This is a genomic window from Rhizobium tropici CIAT 899 (genome assembly GCF_000330885.1).
In the GTDB taxonomy this organism is placed as follows: Bacteria; Pseudomonadota; Alphaproteobacteria; order Rhizobiales; family Rhizobiaceae; genus Rhizobium; species Rhizobium tropici.
The window spans coordinates 1,268,275-1,294,162 of record NC_020062.1 but is presented as its reverse complement, the minus strand read 5'-3'; the positions used below and the strand labels follow the sequence as shown (position 1 = coordinate 1,294,162).

The following is a 25,888-nucleotide window of genomic DNA, read 5'->3' as shown; positions in this document are numbered from 1 at the left end:
AGTGGTCAATGTCAAGGCAATGATCAGCCGGTGGATGAGATACAAAAGCGACTTCTCCCAGTTCGGCGAAAGGGTCGGAACCTGCTCCGTCACGATATGATTATTGTTTCTCCGTCGAAAGCACGGCCCAGCCGTATCCTGGCAACCGGATCGCGGTCGATCGATCCAGCTCAGTCGTTATTGCTGCGGCGGTTCCAGCAAGCACGTTTTTGGCGCCCGGCGCAGGGAGAATGGCGTCGCCATCACGGAGATTAAGGGCGACGAGGATCGTCTGGTTGTTTGCTTCCATGGCCCAGACGGCCTGCCGGGCGGTGAGGTGAACTTTTCGGCTTTTGGCTCTGACGAGCCAGGGATGACGGCGGCGAACCCCAATAAGCTGCTGATGAAGCCGGTAAATCGGCCAGCCAAACGGTGCGAGTTCCTCGGGCCTTGCGGGAAAGGCAGGCCGGATTGCATCATCGCCGCCGGCCCGGTTTTCCTTGACGCCTCGGAAAGCTTGCTCGTCACCGGCATAGATGGCCGGCATGCCGCCGACTGTCATAAGAATGGCAAGAGCGTGAGCGATGTGCCGTTCATCAGTCAACCGGCTTGCCAGCCGCGTGACATCATGATTGCCGACAAAGGTGAGTGGTACGAATCGCTCCAGGAACCCATTGTGCCGTTCCAGCGCCCACTGCAGTTCGAACAGGTTGCAGTCATTGATCGCGCTCCAGATCGCCTTCCACAATTCGTACTGCGTCACTCCGTCGACGCCAGTCGCCGTTACAAAACCATTGTAGTCGCCGTGTATGACCTCGCCGAATATGTAAGCGTGGGGATGGCGCTGGCGGACATCCATCAACACCGTTTTCCAGAATGGGCGAGATACTGCATAGGCTGCGTCAAGCCGCCACCCTGACGCGCCGCGGTCCAGCCAATGGTCCATAACGCTTGTCACATAGGCGGTAACATCCGAAGAATCATGGTTCAACGCCACCAGCGCATGATGTCCCTCGAACGTCGCATAGGCAGGGCCGCCCGTGTCGTCCTTGCCGCCGAGCAAGCGGAACCAGCTTGCCGCCCGTGAGGCCGTTCCATTCTCAATGGCGGCACGGAAAAGCGGAAAATCCCTTCCGACATGGTTGAAGACGCCATCAAGGATGACTTTCAACCCACGTCGTCGCGCCTCCATGATGAGCTGGTCGAAATCGCAATCGTCACCAAGGCGGGGGTCGATGCGAAAATGGTCGATCGTGTCATAGCCGTGTGTCGACGAGGCAAAGATCGGCCCCAACAGCAGACCCGATGCCCCCAGCGCGACGGCATAGTCGAGCCAATCGACGATATGGCTCAGGCGATGATGAATGCCCGCATGGACCCTCTGCTCGGCGCCGACGAAACCGAGGGGATAAATGTGCCAGAAGATGGCGCTATCGATCCAATGCGTCATGAGCATCGATCTCCAATCTGCCTTGATCATCAAAGGCGAGCTTGAGCATAATGTCGGTGGCCGCGATCAACGCCGTGCGCTCGCTTTGTGAAAGCACGCGCAACATCGCCTCGCGCAACCACGCCTGTCGCGCGCGCAGATCATTTGCGAGCACCGTCTTGCCCTTCTCCGTCAGAGCGATGATCAACGCTCGCTGGTCAGCCGGATCTCGCCGGCGTTCGATCAGTCCATCGCCTTCAAGACCGGCTACGATCCGCGTCAGAGATTGAGGCTGAAGGCGTTCCTCGGTCGCCAGTTGCACAGCGGGCATCGGTCCAAGGCGACCGAGCGTTCCCAGAAGACTGATAGCAGCGAGCGTCAGCGCGCCTTGCGGACGCTCGCCGCGTAGCCGCCGTCCGAGCGCCAGGACAGCGCGCAGGAGAAAGAGGGCTTCTTGATCGACTTTATTTGTCATATACTACGCATAGCGTATTAATTGAAGGAAGGCGAGCATTCATCACCATTTCCCCGCTGCGGATATAAGTGGTACGCCGGTATCTGAACCGCGTGGTCGGCTTCGACGGCACCTCCTTTCCAGGTCTCGCCCGGTTTTTCAGATATTTAGGACGCAATCGCTGAAGGACAGCTTTGCGCCCCAATTTGGCTCTCGTCATTCAAATGGTACGCTCGGAGCCGCCCGCTTTACCGCGCGACCTGACGAGCTTCAGTTACCGGCGGACATTGCGCTCGGATCCATCCATACTGCTTCCCAGACGTGACCGTCCGGATCGGCGAGATTGCGATTGTAAAGGAAGCCGAGATCCTGCTTCGGATTGATGTCCGCTTGCCCGCCATGTGCCGCGGCGGCATCATTCATCTGGTCGACGGCCTTACGGCTCTCGCAGGAAATGGCCAGCATCACTTCGCTTGAGGTTGCCGGCGGGATCGGGCGGCTGGTGAAACCGCGCCACTTTTCATGCGTGAGGAGCATGACGTTGATCGCCTCGCTCACCACCATGCAGGCCGAACTATCGTCACTGAACTGGGCGTTATTGACAAATCCCAGGGCTGCATAGAAGGCCTTGGACCGAGCCAGGTCGGTCACCGGCAGGTTCACAAAAATCATCTTGGTCATTTTTGGTTTCCTTTGTTCACGGCAGGACAGGGCCGCATCTGCGGTCGATATCCGCTGGTTGACGCCCGCCGTGACCGTTACGGTGGTTGCTTGCCCGGCAGAAATGACGCAATCCGGCCGTGAAAGAATTGATGTTTGGTAAGAAATCGCGTCAGCCTCTGTCTGGCCTTGTGATAGCGATTGTCTTTCGCAGCCGGCTAAGGCTTTCCGGAGTGATGCCCAACCAGGCGGCGATGTGATGCTGCTTCAAACGCTTATGCAGTTCCGGCTCCTTGCGGATGAAATCGATATAGCGCTGCATCGCGTCGTCATGCCTGAACGCAATCTCGCCCGGTTCTTTGTCGATAATCCAATGGCGCTCCATGTACCTGATATAAAAGGCGGCAATGTCGGCAAAGTCGCTGACGAGCAACCTAAAAGCCGCAAAGTCATATTCGAGGACGTTGGTGTTCTCGATCGCCGTAATCGCGAAAGGGCTAGGCTCGCCGAGCAGGGTCGCGCTGACCGAAGAGGCAATGCGGTTCTCAGGAAAGAAGCATTTAATAATCATGTTGCCGTCGCGGCCGACATACTGCTGACACAGCAGGCCTTTGACGACGAAGGCATAGGTTGTCGGTACGTCGCCCGCCCGAATGAAGGGCTCCTCCTTACGATACTGTCTCGGCCGCAGGAGTGATGACCAGGCGAGCTCGGCTTTTTCTGACAGAGGGGTGTAGGTCCGGATTTTGGTGAAGAATGCTTCTGTGTTCATGAGCTCAATCCGCGAGTCGGCGATGGCTTTAATCTGGCCTATCTCATCGCCGTGGGAAAAGAGCAATCTGGTGGCATCCGGCGACATTTATAGGTTGCGCTTGGCGCATCTTGCCGCCGGAGTTCGTTCGTTTGGTCGCGATGGTCAGAATGCGCTCTTCACCACGCCGCCATCGACCCGAAGTGCTGCGCCATTGGTAGCTGAAGACAACGGGCTTGCGACATAGGCGACCATGTTTGCGATTTCTTCAGGCTGCGCGAAGCGCTTGATCAGGGAAGTCGGCCGGATTTTCTCGAAGAATTCGGTCTCGAACTGCGCGAAAGTCTTTCCTTCCGAGCCGGGCAGCGCGGCGACGAAATCGACGACGCCGCGCGATTTCGTTGGACCTGGCAAGACGCTGTTGACCGTGATTCCGGTGCCCGCAACGGATTCCGCAATGCCGCGCGCCACTGCAATCTGGGCCGTCTTAGTCACGCCGTAATGCACCATCTCGGCCGGAATATGCACACCGCTTTCGCTCGAAATGAAGATGATACGACCCCAGTTACGCTGGCGCATCGAGGGCAGGTAAAGGCGGGCGAGACGAACGCCGGAAATCACGTTGACATCGAAGAACCGACGCCAGTCAGCGTCCGGGATCTCTTCGAACGGCTTGGGTTCGAATATCCCAAGGTTGTTGACGAGGATCTCGACATTCGGAAAGCGCCTTACGATTTCATCAGCGGCCTGCTCGGTTGCGAGATCGCCGGCAAATCCCTCCACGCGGCCGCTTCCAATAACAGCAAGTTCGGCAACCGCACGATCGACCGCTTCTTCGGTCCGCCCATTGACAATAACGTGGGCACCCTCGCGCAGGAGAGTTGCCGCGATTGCGTGACCGATGCCGGCGGTGCTGCCGGTGACCAGAGCCAGTTTACCGTCGAGTTCGAGATTCATGATGCTTCTCCAATGAAAACGTCAGGGGTGGAATGTGTAGAACGCCTGAGCGCGCTGGCCGTTTAACCGTGGCTGCCACAAGGGCATTCAGGACTTTCAGGCAAATACTGCGATACAGACCGACAGCCAGAGCAAGGCAATTCCAAGCGCCAGCGCGCGCCGCGCGCCGACCACCTTTTCTTCATCCTCGCGCGCCACCGGCGTCGTTACGATCCAAGGAACGGAACCCAGCGCCGCAAAGCCGATGAGTGCCAGAGCCACCACAAAATAATCCGAGACATGCCAGCGCCCTTGCTCATAAACGCCCCAGTAGCCAAGGAACGCCATCCCAACCGCGAACATGGTTGCTGATGCCGAGCAAAGCCCGGTAACCGAACCTGCCGGCGCGCGCATCCTGCTTTCTTCCGGTGTTGATCCGTTCATGATAAGCCCACGACAGCAAACAGCTCCTTCCATCATGTCAGCAATTGAGCAGAAGGTGAAGCGACTGCGGGTGCTGCTCCAGGGGAGGTCATCGCAGGAGCGCTACGATCCACATATATGAAAGACTGCGATTTTTAGTTGCGCTGCATGTCGGTCAGCGTGTGTCGCATCGATGTGCTCGAAATGCCGAAAAAGCCGCCATAGGGAAGGTCAAGATCCAGGATGACGAACATGACGCTTGCGACGGAGACGATGGCCACAAGGACAATCGCGCCGGCGAGCGGGTTTTTGGGAGCCTGAAGCCCGAAACTCAAAAATACCAGCATAAGCCAGAAGATGAGAACGCCAAGAAATGGCGCGGAAAGCGAGCCATGTGCATCTTCGATGACGGTCCATCGCGCGGCCATGACATTGCTGAAAAGCTGACTGCAACGGGTCGCAAGGGCCTGATGCAAGGGGTCGGCGGGCTGCAGGCGGTCAATGTTAAGCCCGACATTATTCAACATCGATCCAAGGGCCGGCGCCTCGCCGGTCAAAGGCAAGTCCGAGATGTCGGGATATTTCTCGCCCTGCGGAGGCGCTTCATCGGGCCAGGTGCTGGCAATGACGGCAGCGGTATAGCTGCGCAATAGCTGCCTCTCATTGTCGAGGGCGGAGCCGTAATTTTTCAGGCAACCGTCCATCTCGGCGAGACCCGCGGCATAACGATTGCGATCGTGGGAGGCGGCAGTGAAGGCATTGAGTTCCGATGCCAGCAACAAACTCATGACAAGAGCGGCAAAAGTCACGAGCAGTGCGGTTACCACCCGAAGAAAGTCCATTGTCTCGTTGCCGCGATGCGGCGCAGGCAATTTGGTGCGCAGTATCGAGCCGACGAAAGCGCCCAGGACAAGAAGAACAAGCAAGACCAGCGACCAGATCGCTTCTCGTTGCATCGAACATGCTCCAACTGCATCTAATCGTTGAGTATGTCACGTTCCAGCTAAGGGAATACATCTCAATGTCGAATGGCGCAGACGTGGTGCATTTGCTTTCGCTTCACTTTGCGCGTGTTCGAAGCGTGCGCGGCAATTGCACCAACCGCTATCGGCGTGAGGATCGTGCGCCCTGATCCGAGGTCGAATTATCTTTGAACATGGGTCTTCGATCGTCCAAGAGGCGCAAAATCAGGTTCCCTTTTCTTTGGCGGTGAATGAGTTCGATGTCGCTGACCAGCCTTGCGCCACCTTGGCGGCGCTCCAGGGTAATCTTGCGGCTGTGGAACGCTTCCAGCTCAGCCCTGTGCGCGACGCTGATAATGGTGACCTTCGGCAATTCCCGAATGATCATCTCCATCATCTTATCCTGGCTCTTCTCATCAAGGGCCGAGGTTGCCTCGTCCAGCACGATGATATCGGGATCGTGCAGCAGAAGACGCGCAAAGGCGAGCCTCTGCTTTTCGCCGCCCGACAAAGTCTGGTCCCAGGGCGCGTCCTCCTCGATCTTTTCGTTGAGATAGTCGAGACCGACCTTTTCAAGAGCGGCCTTGATCTCGTCCGGCGTCCAGTCGTCGGCCGCGCGGGGGTAGGCGACGGCGCGGCGAAGTGTGCCCGACGGTATGTAAGGCCGCTGCGGCAACATGAACAACCGGCTATCGGGGTGGACGTCGACGCCGCCATGACCCCAAGGCCACAGACCGGAAATTGCCCGTATCAGCGTGCTTTTGCCCGAACCGGATTCGCCGGCGACCAAGACGCGTTCCCCTGGATCGATTTCCACCTCCGTTTCCTTGACTACGGACGTACCGTCGTCGAGTGTCACGGAGAGATCGTTGAGCGACAACATTGTCTCGTCTTCGGTTTCTCCATGCTTGATCCGTCCGAGCGTATCGTTCTTTTCGGCGCGTTCGAGCCCATCAAGCGAGGTCATAAGCGAGGCGACACGATGCGCCGAGGCGTTCCAGTCGGCAAGGCGCGGATAGTTGTCGACCAGCCATCCGAATGCGCTTTGAACGATGGCGAAGGCAGAGGCAGCCTGCATGACTTGACCGAGCGTCATGCTGCCTTCCAGAAATTTCGGCGCACAAAGCAGGACCGGCACGACAGGCGCAATCAACATGGAGACCTGTGACACGAGGGTCGTGCGCATGTATTGATGGGCAAGCAGTGCCCACTGTTTCAACACGTTTCCGAATGTCCGCTCGAGGTCGTTGCGCTCTTCCTCTTCACCGCCCAGCAATGCGATGCTCTCACCGTTTTCGCGGACATGCGTCAGCGTGTAGCGAAATTCCGCTTCCACCTGGTTTTTGACCTCGGAAACCCTCACGAAATGGCGGCCGATGACCGCCATCGAGGTAGACGTGATCACGGCGTAGAGGACCGCCGTGACGACGAGAAAGCCGGGAATCGTAATGATTGAACCGGCGATCTCGAAAGTCAGGGCGCCGCCGATCGTCCAGAGGACCACGATGAAGGTCGAGGCCGAGAGAAATGCTGAAATGACGCCAGCGATGAAATCGACCGGGGATTCCGTGGCGATCCGCAAATCCTCCGAGAGACGGGCCTCGGGGTTCTTGTGGTCGTCGCCGCCGATCAGATTCAGTTGATAATAGCGGCCGTTGGCGAGCCACCGGGCGATCAAGGCGGTTGTGAGCCAGAAGCGCCAGCGTCTTTGGATCATCATACGAACATAGACTTGTATGGTGACAAGGGCGACGCTGCCGAGCACGAGCGGGGGAAACACCGCGCTCAGGACGTAGACGGCATGAGCGTTGCGTTGCTCGATCGCGTCAAAAATCGCTCGGTTCCAGATATTGATCCCATACTGGAAACAGACATTCAGGCCGATCAGGGCAAGGAGGCCAATCGAGCATGGCCAGGCAAAACGGTCTCCGCGACGACTCCAATAACCGCGGGCGCTGATCCAGAAACGGCTGAGCAAATATCGTTTTCGTGCCCGCTCTGTTTGCTCGGGGGTCAAATCCGGGTCAGGTTCTACTAAATCGGGTGGCTGCTCGGCCTCGACAGTCGAACTCTTCCCCTGATGCAACCTTTCGGCATCAGCCGGCTTGGCATCATCGACCGATTTCGGAATGGATTTTGCGTCGGTCATAAGCACGACAACGGCCCAAAATTCAAAAAGTTTCACCCTTGATCATGAGCATGCATGCAGTGGCTTGAAGGACGTGCTGCGCGGAAGCAGCGCGAGGGTTCAAAGGCTTGAGGGAACTGTCGGTCGCAAAGGGCGTTTCAATGAGAGGAGGAATTCATTATGTGCCCGCAAACGCCGATTACGGCCTCAGACTTTGCACCTGCGCTTGGACTGCCGAACCCCATACAATATTTCCCCGAGCCATCGCCTCGCCTTCCGGCCTCGGAGAGCGAAAAGGAGGCTTACGAGAAGGGGGTGAAGGATGGAAAATGCGATGCCGAAAATAGAAAGAACCCCTATTCAGAGGATAGCGAACAGGCGAAAGCCTACGAGCATGGCTACCTTGATGGGCAGAAGATCAGGTTCGCAGAGTAGATATATAGCGACGAAAAACAGCGCACTCGCGGTCATCCGTGCTGTTGAAGCGAAAGGTTTTCCCGAACTTGGTAGCGTTGATGCCAGTCGCGGGAACTGCTTGGCATAGCTTCATGGAACTCTATGTTTCGACCGACGTTTGCTGATCGCGATCTCTTCGATCCTGGAGATCTTTACAGGAGGCTATCGTGTTTAAATTTCCTGTTTTATTCAGCATTGTCCTCTTTCCAACCGCCGTTCTTGCCCAGTCCCCTGATCTGGAAGCAACATGCAAGACCGTCGCCAAGAATTTCTTTTTATCGGACGGGCTTGCGATTGGAACGGTGCAGTCTTTTCCGGAGCTGAAGCCCCCTGGCGTTCGTATGACCTACTCCAGCCGGCCCGGCACTGCAGCAGCCGAGATGAGCGACACTTTCGAATGCGAGTTCGAAAAGGCGGACAAACCTCACAACCTCGTTAAGTTTTGCGTCTCCAGCACATGCTATGTGGCCAATGACGGGGATGCAGATCGCAAGCGACATTTCGAGGAGATGCGAATTCTTCTGCAGCGATCTGAAAAATAGGGGTGCTAAAGGGCTGAGGCCGCTCTTGCCGATGAACCTCGGCCGAGTTCCCGCCGCACATATGAACTGTAACGGGAAGAGACCGTCACGGAAAGTATTTGTCGTAATCGGCTAAGGAAGGGCGCCGGCCGGCCCACCGTCATGGTTGATCGGGTGGGCCGGCATTCGGATCATGGTCTCATTCATCTTCGCCTTCAACGTCTCATCACATTCATGACGAGCGAAACGACGAAGAAGATAAGAAAGATAAAGAACAGGACCTGTGCGATAGACGCAGAGGCGCCTGCTATGCCGCCGAAGCCGAGGGCTCCTGCAATCAAGGCTACGACGAGAAATACCAGTGCATAATAAAGCATTTCGCTCTCCATTGGTTGCTGGATGGAGAACGGAGCAAAGTGCACTTTGTTCCTTGAATGTGGGCTGGCGTTACGCCGTTGTCACGGCTTGTTTCAACCAAACCTGCTTGCCGCCGGCACCCGGCGGCGGCGGTTCGGCGGCATCCAGATACATCTTGACCGGAGCCGTGAGCACAAACCACAGGCTGGCGCCAAGCAGGAAGGTGCCCGCTGCCTCGTCGCCGGCGGAGACACAGAAGGGGAAAATGACGGCGGTAAGCAAAACGGTCAGTCGGGTCGCCCATTCGCCCTCACGCTTGCGCGTGGCTGTAGCCGCCAGCGCCTGATAGGATCGTATATCGTAATTGCGCCCCATTCGACCAGGCATCAAAAATCGCAGTGACGGAACGGAAAGCATGAAGAGCGTGCCGATGGAGAAAGCGTAAATCGGGCCGTTGAGCAACAGGCCGCTTGCCGCCATAAGGGCAAGAACAACGATAAGGCTCGATGACGGGCTTAGCGTCTGCGGAGAAAGACCGGTTTGTTTGTGCCACAGCCGCATGGCTGCCGATCCGCCGCGAAGCAGCGGAAGATCGATGTAGCGATTGAGGAATTCCATGGTTTGCCCTTCCAGTGTCGGCGCAGCCAAACATCAGAAGAATCCGGCACCAGCATGGCAAGACTGAAAATCCGCCGATACAGCGGAGGTTACCCGGCGTTTTCCCATGCGCGGATGGAGGAACGGCCGTTATCGTCGTAGCGGAAACGCGAATAGCCTTTAGTTCCCATGCGATGTGGAATCGAATAATGTCTCTTCTCGTCGCGAATGGTCAGAGAGCATTGAGAATGTCTATGCAGCCGATCTACTGCAGGCTCAAAAGGGCAATAGCCCTAGGCATTCTGATTATTTTTCCGGCTGTTTTCTGTGCGTCCTGCTCGACGGGATATAGAAGTGGCGGTCAATCGGGTTCCGTAGAGGCAAGCAAATCGACAGATCCTGCCGCCGCCAAAAAAGCGGCTGAGCGTCGGAAATGGGCAGAGAGAGTCCAACGAGATAATGAGCTTGCTCCAGGCGGCTCGACACCGGGCTACTACGGCTCTTTCGGTCCTCGTTTCACTTGGTGAGCGATAGAAGGGCGGTCTTCAGAACTTCATCATGCCCTCTTGCTTTTTCGGCTACCAAGCTAGGTTTGCGTCCTCGTTGCCGAGCCGGCGAAATTCAGGCCTCTCGCACCGGGCTCGATCAAGCACGTCAATAGCTGATTAATCCACCCTTCGACCCGACGTGCGATGTTCCGGCTCCAATAGTGTTGGATCCAGGTCTTTCACGGCCTGGATATCGCCTTGTAATGCGATATGCCACTCCTTATATCTCCGACATCACTCACATAATTGGCCACAGCGGACGGCTGAAGTCGTCGGCGCTCCCGTGCGCAACAGCGCCGAACCGCCATTTCGCCGAATGGCCGGTAAGGAATTTCAATTGAACAAAGCAAATATCCCCGCCGCTCCGGCGGCGATGAAGCCGCGCGACCGCGGTGAACGCATCGAACGACCGGACAAAAACCAGAAGCCATATCCCTGCCTGCTCACGCGCGCCGAATTGAAGGCGATCATAGCCGAGCAGCTCGGTTGAGCGGAACTATCAACGAAACAAGGAGAACGAGAATGCAAGTCATCGTGAGAGACAACAATGTCGAACAGGCCATTCGGGCACTGAAAAAGAAGATGCAGCGTGAAGGTTTGTTCCGCGAGATGAAGGAACATCGGGCCTATGAAAAGCCGTCCGAGCGGCGTGTGCGCGAAAGGGCGCAAGCGATTGCCCGTCAGCGCAAGGCCGTCCGCAAGAAGATGCAGCGCGAAGGGCTTCTTCCTTCCTCCAGGCGCCGGGCGGCTGCTCGGTAAATCATCGGCAGCAACCGCAAGCATCTACGAAAGGATCACATAATGGAAGAACTGCACAGCATTACGGTTTCGGAGCAGCGGCTGGAAGACTGCCGCGATGCTATCGAGTTCGATCTGCAGGAGCTGATCCGGAGCACGATTGTCTCCGGTTTCTCGGCCGAAGAGGTCCTGATTGCGATCAGCGAACTGGTCGCGGAGGATTTCGCTGCGGTCGCGAAAGTTCCAAGTGTCCATTAAACAGAAGGAGCGGCCATGGGCATTTCAGCGCAAGGAAACCTGTTTGCGGCAGTAGAACCGCCGTTGCCGGAGGGTTTCCGCTACCAAGCCAATATCGTTCCGGAGTCCATCCAGCTGGATCTGCTTCGTGAGATACCGCAATTGCCGCTGAAGCCGTTCGACTTTCATGGCTTCGAAGGTAGGCGACGCGTCGTCTCCTATGGCTGCAAATACGATTACGAGGCGCAGCGTGCGAGGCGCACCGGCGAAATTCCGTCGTTCCTTCTACCCGTGCGCAGCATCGCGGCTGAGTTTGCGGGAATGGCGCCCGATGATCTGGAGCAAGCCCTTGTCACCGAATACGCGCCGGGTGCGCCGATTGGCTGGCATAGGGACAAGAAGGTGTTCGGGCGGGTTGTCGGCATTTCCCTGCTATCGCCTTGTACGTTCAGGCTGAGGCGCCGTGCCGGGGATAAATGGCAGCGCGCCACGCTAATCTGCGAACCCGGTTCGGCTTACGTGCTGTCAGGTCCTGCGCGAAGCGAATGGGAGCATTCCATCCCGCCGGTTGATCGGCTTCGCTATTCGATTACCTTCCGGGAAATCGGCTAACGCGATGTCGAGCCGCAGTGAGTTGCGGCTGGGAGCGAGCCACTGGACAAGATGGGCCGGCATAGCCGGCCCATCCGCAATCAATCGTGCGCGATCGCTGTGGGGGCAGCAGCCGGCGCTTCCTGCCGCCCAAGCCGGTCGGCGACCAGCATCGACAACATCATTTCGACAAGACCGTTGGCGGCACCCTTTTCCCCGACGCCGCCGCCGACCTGGATCTGCGGTACGAGAGGCAGCCTGCCGTTCTCGATCGCTTCAGCGAAGCGCATCAGAACCTGCGAATTCAGCTGATAATCCGGCCCGCCGAAGGCTGCGACCTTCTTTTCGGTAGCTTCTGCTTCCGCGAGACCGACGGCGCGCACCTTTTCGGCATCGGCAAGGCCTGTGGCCTTGATACGCTCGGCATCGGCAAGCGCAATCGCCTTGATGCGGTCGGCCTCGCCGAGGCCCGCAAGGCGTACCTTCTCGGCCTCCGCCTTGGCGGTGACCTGGATGGTTTCCGCCTGCTGGCGGGTGCGGGCCAGCTGCGCCTTACCTTCGTTTTCACTGATCTCGATGGTCAGTGCAGAAGTGGTGATCTTGGCCTGTTGTTCGGCAAGCGCTTCCTTCTCGCGCAATGTGCGCTCCTGGACGGCCGCGACTTCCTGCAGCTTATAGGTCTCGACCTTTTCAACGGCGATCTGGCGTTCGCGCAGCTGGATCAGGATTTGCTCTATGCTGTTCTGGCCGTTGCTGGCGCGCGGGGTGCCGATCAGAACTTCCTGCAGCTCGAGACTGTAGGAAGCGAATTTCTCGCGCATTTCCTCCCCGGATTTGCGCTGGATTTCGCTGCGTTCCTGCAGGAGCTCGATCAAGGTCTTGGTCTGGGCAATATTCTTGAAATAGGCCGAGACCATCGGATCGAGCGTCTGCTCCACCAGGCGCTTGATATCGCCGAAGCGCTGCACGACGAGCGGTGCCTTCATATAGTCGATATGCACGACGACCGAGAGCGGCAGCACGGGTTCGAACGCGTCCTTGGTGATCAACGATACTTCGGACAGATTCTCATCCAGCCTGTGCTCGCCGAATTGTTCCTTCGTCCATTTGAGTACGAAGTTGGTGGTCGGTACGATGACGATACTACCGGCATAGGTGTTGAACGCATACTTGCCGGGCAGAAGCGGCGCCGACCAGACGCCGCGCGCGCCGGTCTCCACCAGTTCGCCATGGCGATAGGCCTGGCCGGAAATGTCTGCGCCGCGGCGGCCGGTATATGAGACAACAACACCGACCGTGCCGACCTCTATAATCGTCTTGTCGACCAGTTCGACGGTCGCGAAAATGCGATTGAGGAAGTAGCTGCCGTCGGCAAGCACCTGCAACTGACGACCGCGATAGCCGCCGGCATTGAGAAATTTCTCCGGATCCTGGAAATTGTTATGGAAGTTTGCATCCGTCGGATCGTTGGCAACCGTCGGTGCGATGATCTCGCCGTCGGGCAGGGCCGGACCGTCATGGATGGTCACGATGCCGATCATGTCCTCTGCGTCATGAATGACGACGGGCTCGAAGCCCTCGCGCTCGGTGATCTGCGTCGACATGTCGGCAAACAGTTTCTGTTCCGACGAACTGAGGTTGACGGCATAGATCGATTGTGCGGTCAGCACGATGAACTGCGCAAGATTGATGGCATAGGTGCCTTCGCGCAGGATTTTACGCTGCGGGCCTTTCTGTCCGCCTTTGAGGAGAAAGTCGCGCACGTCCTGGAAGTCATCGGCTTCCATGTTCGAAGCAAGCGTCTGGGTGGGCGGCAGCGGCTTGCCGTCACGGGCAAAGACATAGCCGATCTGACCCTGTGGAATGGTCACGAGATTGGCGCGATGCAGGGAATACTGAAACGGCATGAAAAAATGCAGGCCGCCGCGCACGACGTCAGGCTGGAAACCGGCCTCGCCATTCAAAGCAATGAAACCGTTTTTCACGGAACCGCGAAAACTCCACAGCTTTTCGAGGATGCCGAGCCTGTCGTTGGGAATATAGCGGATCACGCCGCTCCATCGGAAAACTATCGCGAGCACGATTGCAGCACCGGCGATCTCGATCGCCAGCCATTCCATCGGACTGAGATTGGTGAGGGCTTCCATCTCTTCTCTCCTATGGGCGCACGGGTTCATCCACCCGACAGCCGCCCGGTTGGTATTGGTTGATAAGACGGGGAGATTGCGCGCCTAAGCACTCGACGCACCAAGGGTGTGTCGAAGGTTTGGGCTGCTTATTGTCTGGAAAAATGACCGCGCGTCCCCAGTCCCCACTGGGGAACTGCGTGGTCGTGAGTAATCTCACATCGGTGTTGCCTTGATAGACATAACGGTAGACCACGTAGGGATTGCGCCTATAGGTTTAAAGATGCTTGGTGCGGAAATCGCATAAGTACTTCCAATGATTCGGCGATTTCGCGCAATCAATCGATCGGGTGGCCGCTAAAGCAAATGGAAGGGGCGAGCCAATTCCGTCCAGCTGCCCCACCCCTTTTCTCGCGGCGATTCTGCGATAAGTATTGTGCGGCTGAATTAGCAGGAACCGATATGGACGAAATGATCGAACAGCTTCTGCACCTTTGTGCGACCAGTTCGACGCTTATGGCGGTTTATGACGCCGAGGATCGGTTGCGATATGCGAACCCTGCCTTTCGATCAGCCTATTTTATCGATCCCGATGAAGCTCCGCTATGGCCGGATCTGATGCGGCGCAACTTCACACTTGGGCGCGGTACGGTCATTCGCACAGTCGACTTCGACGGATGGCTACGGTCGACGCAGTCACGTCGCGGGAAGATCGGCTATCGCGCCTTCGAGACGGATTTGGTGGACGGTCGCTGGCTTTGGATGACCGAAACCATGCAGAAGAATGGCTGGATGCTGTGCATTGCGAGCGATATAACAACGCTGCGTGCCGAAAGCCGAAGCGTCCGGCAAGATCGCGACCAGGCCATCAAGGCTTCTCAAACCGACGAGCTCACAGGGATCGGCAATCGCCGTTTCGTCATGGCGCGAATAGACGATATGCTGGCCGGCGCCAGGGTTGGCGATATCGGATGCCTTGCCGTATTCGATATCGACAATTTCAAACTGATCAACGATAGGCACGGTCACGACGCTGGAGATCTCGTCCTGCAGGATTTTGCACATAGGCTCCATCAATATGTGCGGCGTACCGACTGTTTCGGGCGCGTCGGCGGCGAGGAATTCGTACTCGTCATGCCGGGGACGGCGCAGCAAGATGCAATCGAACTCATTGAACGGATGTTGACGACGATCCGGTTTTCCCGACCGCTCACGGCCTCGCCGGATTTCGGCTACACCTGCTCGGCGGGCATTGCTGCCTGCCTGGAAACCGATAGCGCCCCAGATTTGTATCGGCGTGCCGATCAGGCTCTCTACGCTGCTAAGCTTAGCGGCCGCGATCGGGTTCGCGCTGCCTGAATGTCGATTCACGCTTGCACATCGTTCTGCTGCTCAGCAACGGCAGCACCTGATCCCTTACTTTTGCTATAGGCGGTTGAGATGATGGCCGAAACTCGTTATCTGCCGGGCTGTCCAATTCGCGAACAGTAAGGCTATGGCCGTATGGCTCCAAATTTCCTCGTCACGCATTCCGGCGGCTTTCATGCCGACGAAGTGTTGTCCAGTGTCATTCTCACGCAGCTTTTCCCTGAAGCACGGCTTGTTCGCAGCAGGGCGCCGGAATGGATCACCCCCGGCGCCGATCGCATCGTCTATGATGTCGGCGGCGCCTATGACGTGGCTGCCGGGATTTTCGATCATCACCAGCGCGGCGCCCCGCAGCGCAACGATGGTCAGCCTTTCAGCTCGTTCGGCTTGATCTGGAAACATTTCGGTCGTGACTATCTGACCGCTCTCTCTGTTCCGGGCGCCTTCGTCGAGACAATGCATGCCGCCTTCGATGCCAGCTTCGTGTTGCCGATCGACCTGGTCGACAATGGCGCACTCAGCCCGGATAGCGCCGGTCTGCTGGCGGGATTGACCCTGCCGTCCCTGCTCGAAACATTGAAGCCTGTCTTCGACGATCCGGATTCGGAGGCGACCGAACGAGCCTTCCATGCCGCGGTTGCGATCGCCCGCAGTTTTGTTGAAGCAAAGATTGCCGGGATCCATGCGAAACTGCGCGCTGAAACCCTGGTTCTGAAGGCGATTGCGTCCGCGGGGGAGGCCCGTGTTCTCGAGCTGCCGATGGGCATGCCGTTTCGTCCGGCCATCATGAAGGCAGGTGCCGATCACCTCCTGTTCGTGGTCCATCCGCGCGAGACCGATTGGTGCCTGACGGGAATTCGCCGCGCGGAGGAAGGTTTCGAGCTGCGCGCCGACCTGCCGGCGGCCTGGGCGGGGTTGAGCGGGCGCGATTTGGAGGTGGCGACGGGGGTCGAGGGAGCCAGCTTCTGCCATAACGGCCGTTTTATTGCCGCCGCCAAAACGCGGGAAGCTATACTCGCTCTCGCTAGGTTAGCGGTAGAGGACGTGGAAAAAGGAGCCGATCGAGTCTCGAACTAAGGCTCGGCTCGCCATCGGCACATGCCGCAAATGTCGGGAAGAACAAGCGGCTGGTTTCAGCCATGTGCCGGGCCGCTTGCATGCCGAATTGGATCAGCCTCCAGATCTGACGTCGCCAACCACGGCCTGCCACCCACGAGCGACAGCTCCAGCGCAAGCATCCTCGATGCGATCGAGCATGGCATGGAGCAACTCGCGCTCGTGTTCAGACAGGCTTTCGAGGATGCGTGCCTCCATCGCTTGACCGATCGACACGATCTCGTCGAGCACCTTGTAGCCCTCGGATGTGAGTTCGACGGCCGAAAACCGCCGGTCGCCCGCGCCGGCGTTGCGCCGGGCAAAGCCCAGCGAAACCAGTTGCGCGATACCGCGGCTGACGGCAAATTGATCGAGCGCGCCTGCGTGGCAGATTTCCTTGCTCGAAAGCCCGGGACGGCCACCGGCGATGGCGAGAATTCGCCACGAGGCTTGCGACAGACCGTATCTTGGCCCGTAATAGGACGCGAGCAGCTCAGCGGTGCTGCTTGCCACCAGAAACATTCGATAGGGTATCCAGCGATCGAGCCGGAAGGCCGGCTTTAATGCCGTCCCATCCTCGCGTTCCTCCGCCAGCCCATTTTCAGGTTGATCATTTTTTAATTGCATATTGCAGATATATTCCAGCGCAACTGTGAAAACAAGCGGCCACTCCGGGCAGCAATCAAGCAAGCAGAAGCCTGTCCTCGGCGATCTCGCCGCCGCTCACTGCCCCGAACAGGGCGATCAGGTCGGGGACGTCGTAACCTGCCCGTTCATCGCCTGCAACATCAAGCACGATGCGTCCGCCACTCATCATGATTGTGCGCTGGCCATAATCGAGAGCATGCCGCATGCTGTGCGTGACCATCAGCGTGGTGAGATGCTGACGCTCGCTGATCTCCGCCGAAAGTGCCAGGATGCGCGCTGCTGCCTTGGGGTCAAGTGCGGCTGTATGTTCGTCGAGAAGAAGTATCTTCATTGGCAGCAACGTTGCCATCAGCAGGCTTACCGCCTGCCGTTGACCGCCGGAAAGTGTGCCAATTCGCGCTCTAAGCTTCGTTTCAAGTCCGAGCCCAAGGCCGGCGAGCTGTTCCTCAAATCGCGAGCGGCCACGTCTCCCGCCAAGCGCAAGGGACAGTCCTCGTCGCCCGGCGCGTGCGGAGGCGAGCGCAAGATTTTCCTCGACGGTAAGAGCTTCACAGGTTCCGATCCGTGGGTCCTGAAATACGCGGCCGATGAATCGCGCCCGCGCTTGGGCGGACAGTCGCGTGACGTCTACGCCATCAATCACGATCCGGCCTTTGTCGGGTGAAATTGCGCCGGCAATGGCCGAAAGCAGCGTGGATTTTCCTGCACCATTGCTGCCGATCACGGTTACGAACTGGCCATGGGGAATGGCCAACGAAGCGCCACGCAGGGCGGCTACTTCGAGAGCGGTGCCAGGATTGAACGTGACGGAGATCGTATCGAGTTTCAGCATCATGAGGCTGCTCCTTCTGCTTTCGACGGCTCCGACAGCCGGGTACGCCTGATGGTGGGCAGCTTCTTCATCCGCGTTTTTGAAATCATCACGGCAACGGCGACCACCAGTGCGGTTACCAGATTGAGATCCTGCGCCTGGATCCCGATCACGCCCCCATCGAGCGCCAGCGCGATGACCAGCCGGTAGATCAAAGCGCCGAGGATGCAGCCCAGAGTGGCGCGTGCAACCGACCCGGTGCCGACGATTGTCTCGCCGATAATGACGGCGGCAAGACCGGTGACGATGGTGCCGATACCCATGGAGACATCGGCAACGCCCTGGCTTTCGGCATACAGCGCTCCGGCAAGGCCAACGAGGCCGTTGGCGAGAGCCATGCCAAGCATGACCATGCGGCCGTTGTCGACGGCCTGCGCCTCGGCCATCTTCGGGTTGGCGCCGGTTGCACGCAAGGCAAGTCCCATGTGTGTCGCGAGGAACCAGTCAACCAGACTCTTTGCGGCCACTACGATGCAGAGAAGCAATATTGTATTGCCCCAGACCCCGAGTGCGGCGATCGTGCCGATCCAGGAAAATATGGTGTCGGTGCCGTAGAGCGATATGTTCGGCTTGCCCATGATGCGCAGGTTGATCGAAAACAGTGCAACCATGGTCAGGATACCCGCCAGCAGGTTCATGATCTTCAAGCGAACCGACAGAAATGCCGTTACGAAGCCGGCGACCGCGCCCGCCGCAAAGCCGAGGAGTGTTGCGACGATAGGCGGGATGCCAGCCATAATCGCGGATGCTGCGACTGCAGCGCCCAGCGGAAAGCTGCCATCGACAGTCAGATCGGGGAAATCGAGCACCCGAAACGAAAGATAGACGCCAAGGGCAACGAGGGCAAACAGCAGGCCTGCCTCGCAGGCGCCGGAAAAGGCAATCAGGCTCATTGTGCGATCACCTTTGCTGCGCTTTGCGTCGTGGCCTCGGACAGAGTGACGCCCATCTTCTTGGCCGAGACGAGATTGAGGTAGAGATCCTCGCTGTCCAGAGTTCCAACCGGGATGTCGGCGGGCTTCGCGCCGTTCAGAACTTTGGCGGCGATCTCGCCCGTCAGCCGCCCGAGCTTATAGTAATTGAAGCCAAGCGCAGCCATTGCGCCGCGTTCGACGGAGTTGGTGTCGCTGGCATAGACCGGGATCTTTGCATCGACACCGACCTTGACCACGCTTTCAACCGCCGAAACCACTGTGCTGTCGGTCGGCAGCAGGATGACGTCGGCCTTGCCGACCAGGCTGCGGGCGGCATCCGGCACGGCGGCCGACTGCGCGGCCGTCGCCTCGACGATGCTGATACCGAATTTCGCCGCTGCCGCTTTCATGTCCGCCACCTGCGCGACAGAGTTGGCTTCGCCGGCATTGTAGAGAACGCCGACCTTCGTTGCCGTTGGCGTCAGTTTGTGGATGAGTTCAAAGGTGAGGTTCAAAGGCTGTCTGTCGCTGGTTCCGGTCAGCGTGCCGTCGGGCTGCGTGAAGCTTTTGACCAATTTTGCCGCAACGGGATCTGTTACCGCAGAAAACACGATCGGGATCGCTCCTTTGGCCGCGGCCTGGCAAGCTTGGGCGGAGGGGGTGGAAATGGCGACGATCAGGTCGGGCGATTTACCGGCGAATGTTTTTGCGATCTGCGTTTGCGTCGGCATGCTCCCTTGAGCGCTGGCGACATCGAGCGTGATGGTTTTGCCGTCAACGAAGCCGGCATCCGCCAGCGCATCGACGATCCCTTTGCGGGCCGCATCTATGGCCGGGTGTTCGACGATATAGGTCAGTGCCACCGTCTTGTCGGCTGCAAATGCGGTCGCTGTGGGCAGCGGCATCAGCAATGCTGAGAGGGCGAGGGCGTGAAACAGAGCAGTTCTACGGCGCATGGGAATGATCTCCTCGGAAGGGTTTTCGGAAAATTCGTTCAAGCGGCTGCGAAGGTTTGCGGGCGGGATGAGGCGAGCTCGCCAGGTGTCGCCACCCTTTCGGTCCGGATCAAGGGCGGCGGCAGCCGTAGCTTTGCAGGGCCGATATCGGCGATGGTCGGTGAACCCGTCATCGCCTGGGCGACATCGAGTTCTGCAGCGAGGATGCTCAAAGCGCGGGAGACCGCTTCCTCGCCGCCGCTCGCAAGCGCATAGAGCGTTGCACGGCCGAGCTGCACAGCCGTGGCGCCAAGGGCAAGCGCCTTGATGATGTCGGTGCCGCTGCGAAATCCGCTGTCGACGAGAATGGCGAGCCGACCGGCCACGGCGGCGGCGAATTCCGGCAGCATATCGATACTTGCAACGGCTCCATCGAGCTGCCGGCCGCCATGATTGCTGACGACGATACCGTCCAGTCCCAATTCGGCTGCCCTTGCCCCCTGCACTGGATCGAGCAGCCCCTTAAGGATCAAGGGGCCTTTCCAGCGGTCGCGTATGAAAGCGATATCGTCCCAGGACACGGTCGGATCGAGTTGCTGTTCCATCACCTCGGCGATGGTGGCGGCGGATCTGAGGTCGAACTCGGCCGCCATGACCTCCAGCCTCGGTGCACCGGCGCGCGCCATCCGCAATGCCCAGCCGGGATGGGTGGCAAGGCTCAGGAGCTTTCTTGGCGTCCAGCGGAACGGCAGTGAAAATCCATTGCGGGCATCGCGCAGCCGCCTGCCGGGAATGGCGTTGTCGACGGTGATCTCGATTGCTTCGAAGCCCAAGGCCTGAGCGTGCTGCAATAGTCTAAGGCTCACCTCGCGGTCCCGGAACAGGTAGAGCTGAAACCACTTCCTGCCTTCACCGGCAGCTGCCACGGCTTCCATGGACGCGCTGGCCGCCGAACTCATGACAAAGGGGATTCCTGCTTGTGCGGCTGCCCGGGTCAATGCCTGGTCGCCCGCGGGCCATGCAGCACCCGCCAGCCCGGTCGGCCCGATGATGATCGGCATTGAGAGCGGTTTGCCGAAGAGCGAGATGGCCGCCGAGCGGTGGCCAACATCGACCGGCGCAGAGCCGACGAGACGGATCCGATCCAATGCAGCCCTGTTTTCGCGCAATGTGAGTTCCGAGCCGGCGCCGCCGTCGAAGAAATCAAAAACCATTTTCGGCAATGCGCGTTGCGCGGCGATTCTGAAGTCGGCGATGGAGGCCGGACCATGCTGATTGGACATGAATATTCTATTCCCTCCCTGGTTTATGGATCTTGCTCAATTGAACGGCGGTGCCTCGGCGAGATTGAAAATCTTGCCTGGATTCATGATGTTGTGAGGATCGACGGCGCGTTTGATCGCGGCCATCACCCGAATGGCGGGACCATGCTCTGCGACGAGCGCGGCCATCTTGCCGTGGCCGATCCCATGCTCGCCGGTCGATGTCCCCTGCAGCGCGATTGCGCGGGCCGCAAGACGCTTGGTCAGGGTTTCGACGCGCTGACGCTCATCGGGATCGGCGGGATCGAATAGGACGCAAAGATGGAAATTTCCGTCCCCCACATGGCCGCAGATCGGTGCGAGAAGGCCAAGGTCTCTCACATCGGCCTTGGCAGCAAGAATGGCCTCGACGAGCCGGGATACCGGCACGCAGCTATCTGTAGGCAGGGCGCTTGCGCCCGGGCGCAGCGCAAGGTTGGCCCACCATATATCATGGCGTGCCTGCCAGAGCCTGCCTCGGGCCTCCGCCGATACGGCCGTGTCAAATCGACTGGCGCCAGCGGCATGTGCCTCCGTCTCTATGAACGGCAAGGCGGCCTCGACCGCAGCGCGACTACCGTGCAGTTCGATAAAAAGCGTCGGCTCGACCGGCAAGGAGAGTTTCGAATAGCTGTTGACGGCCTCGACCTGCAGTTCATCGAGCAGTTCGATGCGTGCCAAACTGTCGGTGAGCTTGGTCGCAACAAGCACGAAGCCGACCGCTTGTTCCAGTGTGGAGAAACTCGCCGAAATCGCAACGACGTGGTCCGGAATTGGATGCAATTTGACAGTCACGTCGGTCACGATGCCGAGCGTGCCTTCCGATCCCACCCAGAGACGTGTCAGATCATAGCCCGCGGCCGATTTGCGGGCATGGCTTGCGGTGCGGATCCGATCGCCATTGGGCAGAACGACACCGAGTGAAACGACATTGTCTTTCATCGTGCCATACCGCATGGCGTTCGTACCGGAGGCACGCGTCGAGGCCATTCCGCCAAGTGAGGCATCCGCGCCGGGATCGACGGGAAAGAACAGTCCGGTATCGCGCAGTTCGGCGTTCAGGCGCTTGCGGGTGACGCCTGCCTCGACCGTCGCCGTCATATCGTCCGGTTGAATCGTCAAAATTCGATCCAGCCGCGAGAGGTCGATGCATATTCCGCCCATAAGGGCGGCAACATGACCCTCGCAGGAGGTGCCGGTTCCAAACGGGATCACCGGCACGTCAAAAGCGTGGCAGGTCGCGACGATACGCGATACCTCATCCGCCGTATCCGGGAAGACGACCGCGTCCGGCGGATAGGAGGGATGCCAACTCACATCATGGCCATGCTGATCACGCACGGCAGTCGCCGTTGTCAGCCGCTCGCCAAAATGCAGCTTCAATTTCGCGATTGCCGCATCGACAAGATCGCCATGGCGTCCGTAGTGGTTTACCGCCGTCGTCATCGATCGGCCTCCTGCTGGCCATCGGACCATCGAAAGGCGGCTGGAGGCTTGGTCCCCCATGACGAGAGCTTTTCCTCACTGCGGTTGCGCAGGTGGTGGCTTGCCATCGGGAATGTCCCGAGCACGACCAGCTCGCGAGCATGGTGGGCGAGAGTATCGAGCGCATCGGCCACCTCCGATGTGGCTGGATCGCCCTCGAACTCGCAAAGGAAGCGGGATGGCACGAACTGTCCGCCGACGAGGTAGCTTTCGATCTTGGTCATGTTGATGCCGTTTTCGGCAAATCCGGCAATGGCATGGTAGAGGCAGCCCGGCCGGTTCTGGGTGCGGAAGACGATCGTCGTCAGAAGCTGTGTTTTTTGCTCGACCGCTTGAGGTTCGGCAGACAGCACGTAGAACCGTGTCGTGTTATGCGGATCGTCTTCGACATTGCGTTTAAGGATATCCAATCCATAAAGGTCGGCGGCGACATCCGAGGCAATCGCGGCCTCGGATGGATCCTTGCAAGATGCCACCAGCTCGGCGGCGTGCGATGTCGTCGGAGCGGCAATGGCCTCGAGATCAAGTGCCGCAATTAGCCGGCTGACCTGGCCAAGTGCGACGGGGTGCGAGCGCACGCGCCTGATGCTTGCAAGCGAAGCGCCTGGCGGCGCCATGAGGCAATGTTCGACGCGTTGAAAATGTTCGCCGACGATGTGCAAACCACTGTCGGGCACGATCCTGTGCACATCCGGCACCCGCCCGACCAAGCTGTTTTCGCATGGCAGGAGGATCCGGTCGACTTCACCGCGGACGGTGCTGGCAATCGTGGTCTCCAGGCTCGGCAGGGCGATGCGGTCGGCGGATGGGAACGCCATCCTGCAGGCAACATCCGCAAATGCACCGGGCCGACCATTATATCCGACCTTATGGACCGCAAGCTCCGAACCAAGTTTCGTGGCAACCGGAGGCGATATACTTGTATTCGGATCGAAAGGGATCGCAGGGCGAGGGGGCGTGGATCCACGGTTTGCGGCGGTCGATGTCATAGGCGAACTCCGAAGGAGATTTGCGCACGCCAGGTCACGCCGCGGGCAGGATAACCCCCTCCCGCGTCGAGCGCCTGTGATCGCTCATCCATGATTAATTTGCGGTGGGCAGCCTTGTCGTTTCCATCACGGTCATCGGCCAAAGCAGGGCGATGCCGTTGCCGTCGGAAACGATGTCAAGATGGCGTTCCGCTGCAACAAGGCAGTCGTCGTCGGTGAAGGTCTCGGTTGCCGAGAACAGCAATCGCAGAAAATGTCCGAGATCTGCCTTGGTATCGAAGCGCCAGCGGGTGGTGACATCGGTAAATTGGGGCTTGTCCCATCCGGTCAGAGCGCACAAGCTGGTGGCAAATTCCCGCGAGAGGAAAGAGACCTCGTGGCCGGTACAGCAACTCAGGGCGATAAAATCGTCGAAATAGGCGGCAAGTCGCGTTCCGGCGAAGATGTCGGCAATCACCAGCTTGCCGCCGGGGCGCATATGGGCTGCGATAGCCGCCCAAGCCGCTGTCTTGTCGGAAATATGGTGGACGGCGCCGCGCGACCAGGCCATGTCAAAATCGCGGATCGGCAGGTCGAGCATGTGCGCTGCCTGACCGAAGACCCTGATCCGGCCGCCACTTTCGATTTCGAGATCCTCAAGTTGTTCGGTGGACGGATCGGTTGCGACCAGTAAGCCTGTAGGGCCTACATCTTCGGCAATTGCTCGGCTGAAATGACCGTTGCCGGCGCCGATTTCCAAGACTCGTCGGCCATCGACCGGCTGCAGGAAGCGGCGCATGGCGGCAATATCGTCAAGCCAGGCATCGGGGAAGAGGTGGAGTGCATCGCGGTAGGTCGCCGAGCGGCGACCTGAAAAGACGACCTCAGATTCAATCGGTGTCGAGGACATATACATGAACATATGCCTTCCAAAATTGTTGCGGTTCGGACATCTCCCTAGATTCTAGTTATACGGGTAATCGCGATGCGATTTACCTCTTATGATTAAAACTACAACATAGATTTGATAGGAAATCAATTGCTATTTGCAAGTAATTTGGACATGCATAAGTTTTGTGCAATCGATCTCTTTGGAGGCAGTCTTGCCCGAGGCAATTGCTGTCTGAAGAGGATATTCTCCCTGATTGGAATAGCCCTATCCCGGATTTCGCAGGAGCCGCTAAGCTATAGCCGGTTATGATCCCAATGCCTGCCAATGCACATCCTGGTACGATCCTGATCTCAAATGATTGTTAACGGTCCGGTTTCAGGCATTAAGGATCAGGATATTGCCCAGAATGATCGTTGCGCCACCGAGGGCGAGACGTGTATCGACGTGCAGCCCTTCGAATATGACGGAAATTGTCATAGCAACGATGGGAACGACGGTTAACGCATAAGCGGCGCGGGCTGGGCCGACCTTTTCAATCAGCGTGAAATACATGAGAAAGGTGACGCAGGAGGCGACAATTGCGAGATAAGCAAGCTGTGCCAGATAGCCGGTTGTTACAGGTATTGTCAGGGATGTGCCGACAACCAGAGCCCAGGCGAACCCGAAGCCGCATCCGCACAATGCGCCCCAGCCCATGAGGACTGGGATGGGCACGCCGCGCCGCTGGTTGCGCGCAGCGATCGCCGTCCCTGCGCCGGTCGCTATCGCGGCAATGGCGGCCCAGATAAAGCCTTTCATGGTTTGCTGGTTGAGATGCAAGGCAAAGATCTGTGGGGCGGCCACGATGCCGAGGCCCAATAGGCCAAAGATTATGCCGATCGCGGCGCGGCGGCTTATTCGTAGATCCAGCAGAAACCGGCTGGCTACCGCGGCGAAAAGCGAGGAACTCGACAGCACCAGAGCTGCGATCCCGCTCGGTATACCTTGCGTCGCCTTGTAAAAGGCGATGAAAGCTAGCCCGAAAAACAATATGCCCTGCATTGCCACCCAAGAACGGTCGCCGCGCACAATTGTGATCGGTTTGCCGGTTGCGATCGAAAAGCCGAGCATGCCTGACCCAACAAGAAACATGCGAATGGCGACCGATAGCTCAGGTGCGGAAGCGCTTGCCTGAAGGGACGTCACAATGGCGCCCGAGCCCCAAAAAAGCACAGTTGCAAGAAACAGGGCTGCGGTCATCTCACATCCTTTGTGGCCAGACGGTAATCCAGGCAAGCGGCGAGTTCAGCATAAGGTGCACAGGACTCAGAGCGTAATGTCAACTATTTACTTGCAAAACGCAATTATTATTAAATTGCATCCACGATGCCGCTGCTGCGCCGGTTTCTGCGATGGCGATTGCCGGGCGTTTTGGGATCTTGGTTGATGGATCGCGCAATGTTTAAGCGTGCCAGGTCGAACGACTTGCACCGCCTGCCCGTCATATCAGGTAGGCGACAGAAGTATCTTCAGGTTCAA

Annotated in this window: 27 protein-coding genes; 7 read left to right on the top strand and 20 right to left on the bottom strand. The window is 58.4% G+C overall.

Annotation, left to right across the window (positions count from 1 at the left end; genetic code table 11):
• Nucleotides 1–100 precede the first annotated feature (100 nt).
• From RTCIAT899_RS28065 to RTCIAT899_RS28030, 8 genes are all read right to left on the bottom strand, one after another.
• Entirely contained in the window at nucleotides 101–1,429 is a 1,329-nt protein-coding gene (locus RTCIAT899_RS28065) for an alpha-amylase family protein (RefSeq protein ID WP_015343220.1), read from the bottom strand.
• Entirely contained in the window at nucleotides 1,410–1,883 is a 474-nt protein-coding gene (locus RTCIAT899_RS28060) for a MarR family winged helix-turn-helix transcriptional regulator (RefSeq protein WP_015343219.1), read from the bottom strand. Before RTCIAT899_RS28060 ends, RTCIAT899_RS28065 begins: the two co-directional genes overlap by 20 nt.
• Nucleotides 1,884–2,132: 249 nt before the next feature.
• The gene (locus RTCIAT899_RS28055; protein ID WP_015343218.1) at nucleotides 2,133–2,543 is read right to left on the bottom strand and encodes a VOC family protein; all 411 of its coding nucleotides are present in this window, start codon (nucleotides 2,541–2,543) and stop codon (nucleotides 2,133–2,135) included.
• A gap of 151 nt (nucleotides 2,544–2,694) precedes the next feature.
• Nucleotides 2,695–3,381 (bottom strand): Crp/Fnr family transcriptional regulator, encoded by a 687-nt coding sequence (locus RTCIAT899_RS28050; protein WP_015343217.1) that lies wholly within the window; start codon nucleotides 3,379–3,381, stop codon nucleotides 2,695–2,697.
• Nucleotides 3,382–3,438: 57 nt separating this feature from the next.
• Nucleotides 3,439–4,230, bottom strand: a complete 792-nt coding sequence (locus RTCIAT899_RS28045; RefSeq protein WP_015343216.1) for an SDR family NAD(P)-dependent oxidoreductase — start codon at nucleotides 4,228–4,230, stop codon at nucleotides 3,439–3,441.
• A gap of 96 nt (nucleotides 4,231–4,326) precedes the next feature.
• A complete protein-coding gene (locus tag RTCIAT899_RS28040) occupies nucleotides 4,327–4,623 on the bottom strand; it encodes a hypothetical protein (protein ID WP_244441516.1) in 297 nt (98 codons plus the stop codon).
• 164 nt (nucleotides 4,624–4,787) lie between these two features.
• Nucleotides 4,788–5,588: a bestrophin-like domain gene (locus tag RTCIAT899_RS28035; RefSeq protein ID WP_015343214.1), complete on the bottom strand. Its 801-nt coding sequence runs from the start codon at nucleotides 5,586–5,588 to the stop codon at nucleotides 4,788–4,790.
• 148 nt (nucleotides 5,589–5,736) lie between these two features.
• Nucleotides 5,737–7,743 (bottom strand): ABC transporter ATP-binding protein/permease, encoded by a 2,007-nt coding sequence (locus RTCIAT899_RS28030; RefSeq protein WP_041678218.1) that lies wholly within the window; start codon nucleotides 7,741–7,743, stop codon nucleotides 5,737–5,739.
• Between the two features lie 602 nt (nucleotides 7,744–8,345).
• Between RTCIAT899_RS28030 and RTCIAT899_RS28020 the strand changes: the two genes are divergently transcribed.
• Complete coding sequence (locus RTCIAT899_RS28020; RefSeq protein ID WP_015343211.1) at nucleotides 8,346–8,720, top strand: hypothetical protein; 375 nt, start codon at nucleotides 8,346–8,348, stop codon at nucleotides 8,718–8,720.
• A gap of 194 nt (nucleotides 8,721–8,914) precedes the next feature.
• On the opposite strand, the gene RTCIAT899_RS32720 is transcribed toward RTCIAT899_RS28020, so the two are convergent.
• The gene (locus RTCIAT899_RS32720; protein ID WP_015343210.1) at nucleotides 8,915–9,076 is read right to left on the bottom strand and encodes a DUF1328 domain-containing protein; all 162 of its coding nucleotides are present in this window, start codon (nucleotides 9,074–9,076) and stop codon (nucleotides 8,915–8,917) included.
• A gap of 70 nt (nucleotides 9,077–9,146) precedes the next feature.
• Nucleotides 9,147–9,674, bottom strand: coding sequence for a hypothetical protein (locus RTCIAT899_RS28010; RefSeq protein WP_015343209.1), 528 nt, complete (start codon nucleotides 9,672–9,674; stop codon nucleotides 9,147–9,149).
• An 864-nt stretch (nucleotides 9,675–10,538) separates the two neighbouring features.
• Between RTCIAT899_RS28010 and RTCIAT899_RS33720 the strand changes: the two genes are divergently transcribed.
• Genes RTCIAT899_RS33720 through RTCIAT899_RS27995 form a run of 4 tightly spaced genes read left to right on the top strand, consistent with a single transcriptional unit; the run spans nucleotide 10,539 to nucleotide 11,788 of the window.
• Entirely contained in the window at nucleotides 10,539–10,691 is a 153-nt protein-coding gene (locus RTCIAT899_RS33720) for a hypothetical protein (RefSeq protein WP_015343207.1), read from the top strand.
• 32 nt (nucleotides 10,692–10,723) lie between these two features.
• Complete coding sequence (rpsU, locus tag RTCIAT899_RS28005; RefSeq protein WP_015343206.1) at nucleotides 10,724–10,960, top strand: 30S ribosomal protein S21; 237 nt, start codon at nucleotides 10,724–10,726, stop codon at nucleotides 10,958–10,960.
• Between the two features lie 42 nt (nucleotides 10,961–11,002).
• Nucleotides 11,003–11,197 carry a hypothetical protein gene (locus tag RTCIAT899_RS28000; RefSeq protein ID WP_015343205.1) on the top strand — a complete coding sequence of 65 codons (195 nt, stop codon included), beginning with the start codon at nucleotides 11,003–11,005 and terminating at the stop codon, nucleotides 11,195–11,197.
• A gap of 15 nt (nucleotides 11,198–11,212) precedes the next feature.
• On the top strand, nucleotides 11,213–11,788 hold the full coding sequence (locus tag RTCIAT899_RS27995) for an alpha-ketoglutarate-dependent dioxygenase AlkB (protein WP_015343204.1): 576 nt from the start codon (nucleotides 11,213–11,215) through the stop codon (nucleotides 11,786–11,788).
• An 80-nt stretch (nucleotides 11,789–11,868) separates the two neighbouring features.
• Here RTCIAT899_RS27995 and RTCIAT899_RS27990 read toward each other — a convergent pair whose 3' ends face one another.
• The gene (locus RTCIAT899_RS27990) at nucleotides 11,869–13,914 is read right to left on the bottom strand and encodes an SPFH domain-containing protein (RefSeq protein WP_015343203.1); all 2,046 of its coding nucleotides are present in this window, start codon (nucleotides 13,912–13,914) and stop codon (nucleotides 11,869–11,871) included.
• Between the two features lie 441 nt (nucleotides 13,915–14,355).
• Between RTCIAT899_RS27990 and RTCIAT899_RS27985 the strand changes: the two genes are divergently transcribed.
• Nucleotides 14,356–15,252, top strand: coding sequence for a GGDEF domain-containing protein (locus tag RTCIAT899_RS27985; RefSeq protein WP_015343202.1), 897 nt, complete (start codon nucleotides 14,356–14,358; stop codon nucleotides 15,250–15,252).
• 144 nt (nucleotides 15,253–15,396) lie between these two features.
• Complete coding sequence (locus tag RTCIAT899_RS27980) at nucleotides 15,397–16,338, top strand: MYG1 family protein (protein ID WP_015343201.1); 942 nt, start codon at nucleotides 15,397–15,399, stop codon at nucleotides 16,336–16,338.
• Between the two features lie 93 nt (nucleotides 16,339–16,431).
• Here the strand turns inward: RTCIAT899_RS27980 and RTCIAT899_RS27975 are convergent, their stop codons facing one another.
• The 9 genes from RTCIAT899_RS27975 to RTCIAT899_RS27935 all read right to left on the bottom strand — a co-directional run bounded on the left by RTCIAT899_RS27975 (nucleotide 16,432) and on the right by RTCIAT899_RS27935 (nucleotide 25,609).
• Entirely contained in the window at nucleotides 16,432–16,983 is a 552-nt protein-coding gene (locus RTCIAT899_RS27975) for a MarR family winged helix-turn-helix transcriptional regulator (protein WP_015343200.1), read from the bottom strand.
• 55 nt (nucleotides 16,984–17,038) lie between these two features.
• Entirely contained in the window at nucleotides 17,039–17,836 is a 798-nt protein-coding gene (locus RTCIAT899_RS27970; RefSeq protein ID WP_041678435.1) for an ABC transporter ATP-binding protein, read from the bottom strand.
• The gene (locus RTCIAT899_RS27965) at nucleotides 17,836–18,768 is read right to left on the bottom strand and encodes an ABC transporter permease (RefSeq protein ID WP_015343198.1); all 933 of its coding nucleotides are present in this window, start codon (nucleotides 18,766–18,768) and stop codon (nucleotides 17,836–17,838) included. The genes RTCIAT899_RS27970 and RTCIAT899_RS27965 overlap by 1 nt, the downstream gene beginning before the upstream one ends.
• On the bottom strand, nucleotides 18,765–19,745 hold the full coding sequence (locus RTCIAT899_RS27960; protein ID WP_041678433.1) for an ABC transporter substrate-binding protein: 981 nt from the start codon (nucleotides 19,743–19,745) through the stop codon (nucleotides 18,765–18,767). The genes RTCIAT899_RS27965 and RTCIAT899_RS27960 overlap by 4 nt, the downstream gene beginning before the upstream one ends.
• A gap of 38 nt (nucleotides 19,746–19,783) precedes the next feature.
• Complete coding sequence (locus tag RTCIAT899_RS27955) at nucleotides 19,784–21,007, bottom strand: alpha-hydroxy acid oxidase (protein ID WP_015343196.1); 1,224 nt, start codon at nucleotides 21,005–21,007, stop codon at nucleotides 19,784–19,786.
• A gap of 36 nt (nucleotides 21,008–21,043) precedes the next feature.
• Nucleotides 21,044–22,471, bottom strand: coding sequence for an FAD-binding oxidoreductase (locus RTCIAT899_RS27950; RefSeq protein ID WP_015343195.1), 1,428 nt, complete (start codon nucleotides 22,469–22,471; stop codon nucleotides 21,044–21,046).
• A complete protein-coding gene (locus tag RTCIAT899_RS27945; protein ID WP_015343194.1) occupies nucleotides 22,468–23,499 on the bottom strand; it encodes a prephenate dehydratase domain-containing protein in 1,032 nt (343 codons plus the stop codon). The genes RTCIAT899_RS27950 and RTCIAT899_RS27945 overlap by 4 nt, the downstream gene beginning before the upstream one ends.
• 94 nt (nucleotides 23,500–23,593) lie before the next feature.
• On the bottom strand, nucleotides 23,594–24,400 hold the full coding sequence (locus RTCIAT899_RS27940; protein WP_015343193.1) for a class I SAM-dependent methyltransferase: 807 nt from the start codon (nucleotides 24,398–24,400) through the stop codon (nucleotides 23,594–23,596).
• A gap of 345 nt (nucleotides 24,401–24,745) precedes the next feature.
• Nucleotides 24,746–25,609 carry a DMT family transporter gene (locus tag RTCIAT899_RS27935; RefSeq protein ID WP_015343192.1) on the bottom strand — a complete coding sequence of 288 codons (864 nt, stop codon included), beginning with the start codon at nucleotides 25,607–25,609 and terminating at the stop codon, nucleotides 24,746–24,748.
• Between the last annotated feature and the right edge of the window lie 279 nt (nucleotides 25,610–25,888).